7 protein-coding genes and 1 tRNA gene are annotated in these 10,381 nt (G+C 66.9%); 5 read left to right on the top strand and 3 right to left on the bottom strand.

From position 1 onward, the window contains the following. A complete protein-coding gene (locus tag AC07TU_RS15770; protein WP_495188864.1) occupies positions 1-1,704 on the bottom strand; it encodes a ShlB/FhaC/HecB family hemolysin secretion/activation protein in 1,704 nt (567 codons plus the stop codon). Positions 1,705-2,061: 357 nt separating this feature from the next. Next, entirely contained in the window at positions 2,062-3,198 is a 1,137-nt protein-coding gene (locus tag AC07TU_RS15765) for a helix-turn-helix transcriptional regulator (RefSeq protein WP_495188863.1), read from the bottom strand. Positions 3,199-3,456: 258 nt separating this feature from the next. Between AC07TU_RS15765 and AC07TU_RS15760 the strand changes: the two genes are divergently transcribed. From AC07TU_RS15760 to AC07TU_RS15750, 3 genes are all read left to right on the top strand, one after another. Next, positions 3,457-4,137 carry a LuxR C-terminal-related transcriptional regulator gene (locus AC07TU_RS15760; protein ID WP_495188862.1) on the top strand — a complete coding sequence of 227 codons (681 nt, stop codon included), beginning with the start codon at positions 3,457-3,459 and terminating at the stop codon, positions 4,135-4,137. Further along, positions 4,124-6,046 carry a sensor histidine kinase gene (locus AC07TU_RS15755; RefSeq protein WP_495188861.1) on the top strand — a complete coding sequence of 641 codons (1,923 nt, stop codon included), beginning with the start codon at positions 4,124-4,126 and terminating at the stop codon, positions 6,044-6,046. Before AC07TU_RS15760 ends, AC07TU_RS15755 begins: the two co-directional genes overlap by 14 nt. 111 nt (positions 6,047-6,157) lie before the next feature. After that, positions 6,158-6,233: transfer RNA gene (locus tag AC07TU_RS15750), tRNA-Thr, on the top strand. Positions 6,234-6,272: 39 nt separating this feature from the next. On the opposite strand, the gene AC07TU_RS15745 is transcribed toward AC07TU_RS15750, so the two are convergent. Further along, a complete protein-coding gene (locus AC07TU_RS15745; RefSeq protein WP_495188860.1) occupies positions 6,273-6,992 on the bottom strand; it encodes an arylesterase in 720 nt (239 codons plus the stop codon). Positions 6,993-7,000: 8 nt separating this feature from the next. On the opposite strand from AC07TU_RS15745, the gene AC07TU_RS15740 reads away from it, so the two are divergent. After that, positions 7,001-7,699: an ABC transporter ATP-binding protein gene (locus AC07TU_RS15740; RefSeq protein ID WP_495188859.1), complete on the top strand. Its 699-nt coding sequence runs from the start codon at positions 7,001-7,003 to the stop codon at positions 7,697-7,699. Further along, positions 7,696-10,236, top strand: a complete 2,541-nt coding sequence (locus tag AC07TU_RS15735; protein ID WP_495188858.1) for an ABC transporter permease — start codon at positions 7,696-7,698, stop codon at positions 10,234-10,236. Before AC07TU_RS15740 ends, AC07TU_RS15735 begins: the two co-directional genes overlap by 4 nt. The last annotated feature ends 145 nt before the right edge of the window (positions 10,237-10,381 follow it).

Raw genomic sequence — 10,381 nt, 5'->3', positions numbered from 1 at the left:
TCACGAGATCGACGCGGACAGGCTGATGAGGAAGCGGTCGGACGGCTTGGGCGTGCCCGGCGCAAGCCGGTCGAAGGGGTGCGCCCAGGCGGCGTCGATCGAGATCCAGGGCGAGAACTGCGCGCGGATGCCAAGCCCGGCCGACCGCAACCGCGATTCACCGGCGCCCGGGCCGATGTTGGTCAGGCGCACGGCATCGACGAAGCCATAGGGACGGAATGCCGCCCGCTTCCCGATCGCAATCGGCACGGTAGTCAGCTCGAACGTCGCCCCGAGTGCACGATCGCCCGACGCCGCCGACGGATCGTAACCGCGGCCGATCGACAGATTGCCGGCCGAGAACTCCTCATAGGAGAGCAACGGCACGCTGCTATATTGCCAGCTGCCCGAAACGGTGGCGACGATCGGCCCGAACAGCCGCCCGCCCACTGCCCATTCCGCGCGAACGACCGTCGCGTCGGGCTGGCCGCCGAAGCGTGACGCGACGCGGCTGCCATAGGGCGAGGCTCCGAGCACATTCAGCCCCTTGCGCAGTTCGATCGATCCGGTCACTGCCACCGAGTGGCTGGCGAGCTCTGCCGGCGCCCAATGCCCGTCGAACCGCGCAAAAAGGATGCGCAACTTGTCCTCGGTCAGCGTCGCGATGCCATTGCCGAACTCGACCTTCTGGTCGATCCAGTCGAGGCCGCCCGAAAGCGTGAGGTTGTGACGGCGGTGACGGATCAACGGATAGCTCAGCCGCGCATTGCCAGCGAAACTGTTGCCCTCGAGACCCAACGCCGAGACCGCGCCGCCCGGTTTGGTCCACGCGAACGACCCCGACAGGTTGAGCGAAAGCCCCTCCCCGCCGATCTTCAGGCTTTCGGTGGCCTGGAGGACGCGCTGCTCGGAACTGCCCAACGTGCCGTAGCCGACGAGCGTGGTGCGCTCGCCGAGCGATGTGAAGCTGTTGAGATCGAGGCGCGCAGTCGCGAGTTCGCGCCCGATCGACATCGAGCCGTAGTCATTGAGGCTGAAGCTGGCGGCGATGGCCGAACGCGCGACTTCGATATCGAGATCGACAGCGCCATTCCCGCCCGCAGACTGGCGGAGCGAGGCCTGGACGGTAACGCCCGGAATGTCCGAAGCGAGCAGCAGATAGCGCTGCGCGGTGTTGAGGTCGAAGGGCGTCAGTCCCTTGAGCTTGTCGAGATAGCGCGCGACCTGCCGCTGCGCGGGGCCGACATTGCCGCGATAATTGACCGATGCGACATGGGCTTCGGTCACCTCGAGGACGATCCGTCCGTCGGCGATGCGCTGCTCGGGGATGTTCACCGCAGCGAGCACGCCACGGCGCAGATAGAGCGAAGCCACCCGGTCGCGGATCGTGCAGATCGCGCTGACCGGAAGCTCCTGCCCGGCCAGATCGCGCCAGGCGAGCGCCAGCCGCTCACCGTCGAGCGCGAGCTTGCCGTTGTTGCCGCGAAACTCGACGCCGTTCAGCGTGAATTTGAGCTCGCTTCCCGCGAAGGCGCACGGTCCCGCCTCGATATTGCGGAACAGCTCGCCGCGCGGCGCCGCGGGAAGCGCCGACTGCTGCGCCGGATTCAGCTCCTGCCTCGAAGGCAGGGTCTGTTGCGCCTGTGCGGGCAGCGCTGTTCCCGCCATGAGCAACGCCAGGGCCGCGGACACACGCCCACGTACGACATGACCGGCAATCGTCATCAGACAGCTTTCGTTCGAAGGGGACAGACAGGCGGCAAAGCCAGATGGCCCACGACGGGGGCCGGCGACGCTGCGGGGCGCTTCGTACCGCAGGTGAGGTGGGGCGTCTGTCGCTACTAATAGTGACAGAAACGGAATTCCGTTACGGAAAGCACGGTTTTCTCCCGTTTTCACACGTGTCACCGGGGGCGGTGCATCGGTGTTCGACCGGGTGTTTTGTACTTCCATCGACCCCATCCCCCCGGCCGCGCGGGGGCCTCCGCACGGCATGGAGCGGGATGGCTAGGCGGGGACAGACGCGGGAAACAGTTCCCATATGGGAGTGGGTGCCGGCCTGCCGCGACCGGCCGGAAACGGTCAGCCCGGTTCGAACCCGGGTACCGACATCGCCAGCCGAACAAGGTCGAGCTGGCGATGACAACCCGTCTTGGTCTGGATGGTCTTCAGCCGTGTCCGCGCGGTGGAAAGCCGGATCCCCAGCCGTTCCGCAGCCTCATTCAGCGGCACGCCCGCGATCACCGCGCTGGCCAGCCGTTCCTCGGCCGGAGACAGACCGAAACGGCGTGCGATCCAGGCCATTGCGTCGGGCGGCGTCGCGTCAGGATCGGAAATGACGAGCAGCATCTGGCCCGATGCCACCGGCAACCCGAAGCTTGCCGCCGAGGCGATCGGCCAGAGCATCGCCTGAAGCGGCGAACCGCCATCCGGCCGCGGCAACATGGTACCCGGCGGTGCCGCGCTTCCCTGCGAGACACCATCCAGCGACAGGCGACACGCCACGACGGCGTCGTCGAGGGCACGGCTGCACCTGTCATCGAAGCTGCGCAGTCGTCCGAGGCGATTGAGCGTGACTCCCGCGCCCGCCGCGACCAGCGCTTCGCCCTGCCGGTTCATTGTCCGCACCCGCCCGTCGCGATCAAGCACGAAGGCCGCGTGGCTCCATTGTTCGAACATCGCCTGCGGCGCGAGCACCGCCGCTCCCGCTTGCATCAATGTCCGCCGCAGATTGAATGCGCGACACAGATGCGGCGCCAGCAGGCCCAGCAATTGCATCTGGTGATCGCGCCGGACCGGGTCGTCGTGCCGGTCGCCGAAGGACAAGGACGCCCAGCCTTCGGGCTCGCGCTCCAGCACCATGCCGGTGCCATGGTGCCCCAGCCGGTGCGGAAGCATGAAGTCATTGTAATGTTCGGTCCGGAACAGCTCGTACTCGCTGATGATCGTTTCCGAGCGCGTCGGCAGCCCGACCGCGTTCCCGGGCACGAAATCCACATAGGGACTGTTCGAGAAATAATGGGCCGCATAGTCGCGGAGCGCCGCTTCGGGATAGTTGACGACGATACTGAGATCCGCGCCGGCGCCCATAGTCTCATGGCTGAAGAGCATGACGGTCAGATCCGGGTAGATCGCCTCGATCCGGTCGACGAAGTCGTGCCACAGATGCGGATCAAGCGCGGCTTCGTAGATCCCGCCCACCAGCTCTGCCACCAGCATAGGCGTGAGGGGTTCCGGACCTGGGATGGCGCGTCTCATTCTCGGCCTCAAGCGAAAGCGGACAGGCTGGCGCTGACTAGCGCGGACAGCGCGCCGGAACAAATTGTAACGCGGCCGAAATCGTGTGTATGTCACTATTACTAGCGACAGAAGCCGGCGGGATCGATGGTACAAGACCGTAACCCGGGCATCGCGCACCGCCTGCCCCGCAATCGCTCCGGCCGCGCTGAGGTGCGCGGATCGCTTCAGGATGTTTCGATGGCCGATTCTGTTCCACCGCTGCTGAGGGTCGCGCTGGTCGAGGACGACATCACCTTCCAGAACAGCTTTGCCGCCGCCCTGGCGGAAACCGGTGACATCGAACTTGCCGGTATGGCGCACAATGTCGCGCAGGCCCGGGTGCTGCTCGACGGCGACCCGCTCGACGTGCTGGTGGTCGATCTCGGCCTGCCCGACGGATCCGGAATCGATGTGATCCGGGCCGCGCACGCCGCATGGCCCGCCTGCGGCATCATGGTGAGCACCACCTTCGCCGACGAGAAGCACGTCATCGCCTCGATCGAAGCGGGCGCGGCCGGCTATCTGCTCAAGGACAGCTCCGCCAAGAAGATCGCCGACGAAATCCGCGCGCTCCACGCCGGCGGCAGCCCGATCAGCCCGCGCATCGCACGCCAGATCCTACTTCGTTTTCGCGCGCCTGAACCCGAGCCGCAGCCGCCGGAACAGGTCGAGCCTGAAACGCTCCCCTCACCGCTTTCCCCGCGCGAGCGCGAGGCGCTCGAGCTGATCACCAAGGGGTTCAGCTATGACGAGATCGCCGATCTGATGCAGGTCTCGCGCAACACGGTGATGACCTTCGTCCGGCGAATCTACCAGAAGCTCGAAGTCCACTCGAAGGCCGAAGCGATCTACGAAGCCAGGAATCATGGGATTCTCTAGCTATCTGCGCACCGTGCTGTTCTATGCCGGCATCCTGCTGCTGATCCTCGGCGGTGCCTGGCTTGCCGGCCGGCCGCACGGAATTCACCTGACCCAAGCGGAGTTGCTGACCCAGGATACGGAGGGTTACGCGCCGCCACCGCGCCAGATCGACTGGCGGAACATTCCCGGCCAATGGCGCACGGTCGCCATGCCGCACGCCCCGCGCCCCGGTGTCCCGACCCGGCCGGGCGATGCGGGCCTGCTGCCGACGCGGACGAGCTGGTACCACTTTCAGCTCGACCCCGCGCAGCCGGCACCGCCCGATTCCTATCTCTACGTTCCGCGCTGGAAGACGGACGGCGAGATTGCGATCTATCTCGACGGACGGCTCTTCTATCAGTCGCACGCCAATCTCCAGTGGAACGGCTCGAACCGCCCCCTGTGGATCCCGCTCGAGGACACCGCCGAAACCACGCCGCCCCGGGAGATCCTGATCCGGATCCGCCATGTCCGCGGCATGGGCGGCGCGCTCTCGACCCTGTGGATCGGCGACTATTCGCAGCTCGGTGCAGCGTATCTGGTCCGCAATTTCTTCCAGACCGAGCTCCCCTATATCGGCTCCGCGATGTTCCTCGCGACGGGGGTCTTCGCCTTCTTCGTCTGGCTCAGGCGGCGGCGCGAGACGCCCTATCTGCTGTTCGCTGCAATGACCGTCGTCGTCTTTCTCCGCGTCATGCACAGCTATATGGGCATGGACCGCCTGCCGGTCTCCGATGCCTGGTTCGGCTGGTTCACGGTCAATTCGATCGCGTGGATGATCCTGATCGTTCAGTTGTTCCTGCTCCGGCTGCACCATCACCGCCAGCCGGTGCTCACCGCCGCGCTCGCGATGCTATCGCTGGTGAGCAGCCTGGTCACGCTACCCGTCTTTGCCGGCACCTTCGATGCCACGGTGATCGCTCCGGTCATCTATATCGCCGTGGCGAGCCTCGGCATCATCGTCTTCAGCTTGGGCCTGTACCGCAGCTGGCAAGCACAATCGCGCGAAGGCGTGGTCCTCGCCGGATGGGGTCTGCTCAGCGTTCTGCTCGGCGGCTACGACATCCTGCTCCAGAACAATCTGGTCGATATCGAAGGCCTGTTCCTCAACATCTACGCTGCAATCGGCCTGATCGTCGCCTTCTGCCAGATCATGCTGAGCCGCTACACGCGCGCAATGAGCGAGGTCGAGCGCGCCAACACCGTCCTCGCCGAACGGCTGGCGGAACGCGAGGCGGAGCTCAACGCCAGCCACGAGAAGCTCCGCGAGATCGAGCGGCGCGAGGTGCTGCTTCAGGAGCGCCAGCGGCTGATGCAAGACATGCATGACGGCCTGGGTTCGTCGCTGGTCAGTGCATTGCGCGTGGTCGAGCATGGCCGCATCGACGAGTCGGAGATCGCCGATCTGCTCAAGGGCTGCATCGACGATCTCAAGCTCACGATCGATTCGATGGAGCCCGTCGAGACCGACCTGCTGCTGCTGCTCGGCACATTGCGCTTCCGTCTCCAGCCGCGGCTGGAGGCGACGGGCATCAAGTTGCGCTGGGAGGTCGGCGATGTGCCGCCGCTTGCCTGGCTCGACCAGCGCCACTCGCTGCATATCCTGCGCATCCTGCAGGAAGCCTTCACCAACGTCATCAAGCACGCCGGCGCAAGCGAGATCCGCGTCACCACCGAAACCCGCAACGGCTTCGTACGGGTGGGCGTCATCGACAATGGCCGGGGCTTCGACGTCGCGATCGCTGCCAAGGGGCGCGGGCTCGGCAATCAGGCGCGCAGAGCCGAAGTGATCGGCGGAAGGATCGAACTCAGCTCGGGGCCGGGCGGAACCGTCCTCACACTACTGCTGCCGGTCGATGGCCAGGGGATCGCACTCGAGCAAGCTTGAGCGCCGGTCGCCACCATGCGCCCGGCGATACGTCCCAAAACGCCCTTGACCGGATCAATCGATCGGGCCAAGGGCGCTTAGCCCGTAGATTTCTGCGGGTTTCGTGCCATTGCCGGTTTAGCTCAGCTGGTAGAGCAGCGGTTTTGTAAACCGAAGGTCGCGGGTTCGATTCCTGCAACCGGCACCACCGCCCTCTCGACCATTGAGGGCGCTGGCGATGCCGACCTCACTTTTGTCCGATTGCGCCTGCTACCAGCGGCGCGACCTTCGTCACGATCGATTCGAGGCCCGCCGGATTGGGGTGAATGCGATCGGGCAGCATCAGCCGCTGGTCGGTCACCACGCCGTCGAGGAAGAAGGGATAGAGGATCGCGTCGTAGCGCTTCGCCAGATCGGCGTAGATCGGGTTGAAACGATCCGCATAATCGCGGCCCATGTTCGGCGCAGCGACCATCCCGGTGAGCAGGATCGGGATGCCGCGACGCTTCAGTTCCTCGCAGATCGCGGTCAGGTTCGCGCGGGTCTCTTTGGGATCGATTCCGCGCAGCATGTCGTTGCCGCCCAGATTGACCATCACAAGGTCCGGCTTGCGATCGAGCCCGTCGAGCGTGAACGCCAGTCGCCGCAACCCGGCCGAGCTGGTGTCGCCCGAGACGCCCGCATTGCGCACCGTCGCTGCGACGCCACGTGCGGCCAGCGCCTTCTGAAGCTGGGCCGGGAAACTCTCCTGCGGCAGCACGCCATAGCCCGCATAGAGGCTGTCGCCGAACGCCACGACCAGCCGCGCGTCCGCGGCTTCCGCCGAGGCCGCGGCGTTCGCGTGCGCCGCCGGCGTCTCTGCGATCGTTTGGTTTGCGGAATTATTCTCGCTCGAACATGCCGCCAGCCCTTGGAGCAGCAGCAGTGCGCCCGCATATGGGGCAAGTCTGTTGGGCAAGGGTTTCATCTCCAAGCATGTCGATCGATCCGGCGGCGGATATCGCAATCCGCGCACGCAATGTCACCCTCACCCTCGGCACGCGCGAAGCGCCGACAGAAATTCTCAAGGGCATCGACCTTGGCATCGTCAGCGGCAGCAGCGTGGCAATCCTCGGCCCGTCGGGCTCGGGCAAGTCGTCGCTGATGGCCATCCTGTCCGGGCTGGAACGCGCCAGCGGCGGTGAGGTGACCGTCGCGGGGGTCCCCTATGGCGACCTCGACGAAGACGGGCTGGCACGCGCGCGCCGCGGGCGCGTCGGCATCGTGCTTCAGGCATTCCATCTTCTCCCGACGATGACCGCGCACGAGAATGTCGCCGTGCCGCTTGAGCTTGCCGGAGCAGCCGACGCCTTCGCGCGCGCCGCCGCCGAGCTCGAGGCGGTCGGGCTCGGTCACCGCCTCGCCCACTATCCTGTGCAGCTTTCGGGCGGCGAGCAGCAGCGCGTCGCAATTGCGCGTGCGGTCGCGGGGCGGCCTGAGATCATCTTCGCCGACGAGCCGACCGGTAATCTGGATGGCGCCACCAGCGGCGTGATCATCGATCTGCTGTTCGAGCGTCAGCGTGCCGCGGGCGCGACCCTGCTCATCATCACGCACGACCCTGCGCTCGCCGAGCGGTGCGACCGCGTGCTGACGATGCGCGACGGTCTGATTATCGCGGACAGTGCCGCTTGAGCGCGGACGGCGGCGCGGCGCGCGCCCTTGACTGGCGCGCGAGCTGGCGGATCGCGCGGCGCGACCTCCATGCGGGGTTCCGCGGGCTGCGGCTGTTGTTGGTCTGCCTGTTCCTCGGTGTCGCCACACTCGCGACGATCGGCAGCCTGACCGCATCGATCACGGGCGAATTGTCGGCGCGCGGACGCGTCCTGCTGGGCGGCGATGTCGAGGTGGCGATGACCCAGCGTCAGGCCTCCGCGCCCGAACGCGCGGCACTGGCCAGCCTTGGAACCGTGAGCGACACCATCCGCACCCGCGCGATGGCGCAGCGCGGAGTACCCGCATCGGGCGCGCCCGATGCGGTGCTGACCGAACTCAAGGGCGTCGATCCGCGCTATCCGCTCTACGGCGGCCTCACGCTGGTTACCGGCGGCTACAAGCCGCTCGAGCCCGGCGCGGTGCTGATCGGCCGGCCGCTCGCCGAGCGGCTGCTGCTCAAGTCCGGCGATCGCGTCCGCTATGGCGAAGCGGAGTTCCGCGTGGCGGGGATCATCGCCGACGAGCCCGATCGTGTCGGAGAGGGCTTCACGCTCGGACCGGTGGCGATCGTCTCGCTTGATGGGATGGCACGGACCGGGCTGCTCCAGCCGGGCGCGCTCTACGAGACCAAATACCGCATCCGCCTGTCCCCCGGCATCGCCCCGAACGAAGCGATCGATCGCCTCAAGGCGCAGTTTCCAACGGCGGGCTGGGAGTATAAGGATCGAGACCGCGCGGCACCCGGCGCTGTGCGCTTCTTCGAGCGGATGGGGCAATTCCTGTCGCTGATCGGGCTGGCCGCGCTGGTGATCGCCGGGATCGGCGTCAGCAACGGCGTCGCTTCCTATCTCGCGCAGAAGCGCGGCGGCATCGCGACATTCAAGATCCTCGGTGCCACATCCGCCGATATCAGCCGCATCTATCTGCTTCAGATCGGTGCTGCCGCCGCGCTGGCAGTGGGTGCAGGGCTGGTGGTCGGCGCGTTGCTGCCGCTGGTTTTCGTCGCGCTGGCCGGCGATCTGCTGCCCGTGGCGCCCGGCTTCGGCGTGTATCCGCTCCCGCTCGCGACCAGCGCCGCCTACGGCTTGCTGATCGCCTTCGCCTTTGCGCTGCCCCCGCTTGCGCGGGCACGCACCCACCCCGCCGCCGCGCAGCTGCGCAGCGGAGTCGAGCAATCGCGCCGGATCAACTGGCGCAGCGTCGTACTGGTCGCCGTGGCAGGATCGCTGGTCGTCGCGCTGGCGCTCGCCACGGCGCGCGAACCGCTCTTCGCCGCTGCGGTGCTGGGTGCGGTGGCGGCAGTGCTGCTCGTACTGCTCGGCATCGGCGAGGCGATCCGCCGCCTGTCCGCCCGCATGCCGCGCCCGCGCCGCCCGCTGCTGCGGCTCGCATTCGCCAATCTCCACCGTCCCGGCGCGCAGACGGTGGCGCTGGTGATCGCGCTCGGGCTAGCGCTGACCTTGTTCGTCACCCTTGCCGCGATCCAGACCAGCCTCGACGCGGAGATCGACCGCGCCGTGCCCGCACGTGCACCGAGCCAGTTCGTGCTCGATATCCCGTCGGAATCGCGCGACCGCTTCGCCGCGCTGGTCAGGCAGCAAGCGCCGGAGGCGAAGCTCAACATCGTCCCGTCGCTGCGCGGAACGATCACCGCCTACGGCAAGCAGCGCGTCGCCGATCTCAAGACCTTGCCCGAGGGCGCGTGGTTCCTGCGCGGCGAGCGCGGCGTCACCTATGCCGAGACGCTGCCGCAGGGCAGTGAGCTGGTCGCCGGCCAATGGTGGCCGCGCAACTATGCCGGTCCGCCCCTCGTCTCGCTCGACCGCGAAGCCGCGCGCATCCTGAACCTGCGTGTCGGCGATACGCTGACGGTGAGCGTCCTCGGCCGCGAAATCGAGGCCCGAATCGCCTCGCTCCGTCAGGTCAACTGGGACACGATGGGGTTCAACTATGTGCTGGTCTTCTCGCCCAATACGCTGGCGGGCGCGCCCCACAGCCTGACGTCGACGATCGACATGGATGCGAAGCATGAGGGCGCGGTGTCGCAGGCACTGCTCGCCGCCTTCCCCTCCGCCTCGATCATCGCCGTGAGCGAAGTGCTGGGTCAGGTGCGCACGATCCTCGATCAGATGGCGACCGCGATCCTGTTGTCGGCGTCCGTCGCGATCCTGGCCGGGATCGCGGTGCTGATCGGCGCGATCGCCGCATCACGACAGGCGCGCACCTATGACAGCGTCATTCTGAAGACGCTGGGTGCAACCCGGTGGCAGATCCTGACCGCGCAGGGGCTTGAATATGCGCTGCTGGCCCTGATTCTGGCGACGCTGGCGCTAGGCCTGGGCGGCGCTGCAGCCTGGTACGTGATCACCGGCGTGTTCGAGTTTCGCTGGGCTCCGGACTGGGGCGTCGTACTGGCGACACTTGGTATCGGCGCGCTGTTGACGCTCGGCATCGGACTGCTCGGATCCCTGCCCGTGCTCTCGGCACGGCCCGCGCAGGCGCTGCGGCGGCTATAGCGGCGGCGGGCCAAGGCCCCGCGGTCAAGGCCGGGACGGTCTGCGCGGGCCGCCTCCGGCCGCCCGCAGACGGTTACGTACCGTTACAATTGCTTACCAAGCGCCGGTATTTTGCGCGGTGCAGCATCGCTAGGCGGGACGCTTC

The sequence above is a fragment of the Sphingomonas sp. GW821-FHT03E12 genome, assembly GCF_059420685.1.
This window is presented reverse-complemented; position numbering and strand designations above follow the sequence as displayed.

What these genes read in the sequence shown, in the direction of transcription:
- AC07TU_RS15770 (WP_495188864.1), bottom strand. Translation starts at nt 1,704, where the DNA reads ATGACGATTGCCGGTCATGTCGTACGTGGGCGTGTGTCCGCGGCCCTG.
- AC07TU_RS15765 (WP_495188863.1), bottom strand. Translation starts at nt 3,198, where the DNA reads ATGCTGGTGGCAGAGCTGGTGGGCGGGATCTACGAAGCCGCGCTTGAT.
- AC07TU_RS15760 (WP_495188862.1), top strand. Translation starts at nt 3,457, where the DNA reads ATGGCCGATTCTGTTCCACCGCTGCTGAGGGTCGCGCTGGTCGAGGAC.
- AC07TU_RS15755 (WP_495188861.1), top strand. Translation starts at nt 4,124, where the DNA reads ATGGGATTCTCTAGCTATCTGCGCACCGTGCTGTTCTATGCCGGCATC.
- AC07TU_RS15745 (WP_495188860.1), bottom strand. Translation starts at nt 6,992, where the DNA reads ATGAAACCCTTGCCCAACAGACTTGCCCCATATGCGGGCGCACTGCTG.
- AC07TU_RS15740 (WP_495188859.1), top strand. Translation starts at nt 7,001, where the DNA reads ATGTCGATCGATCCGGCGGCGGATATCGCAATCCGCGCACGCAATGTC.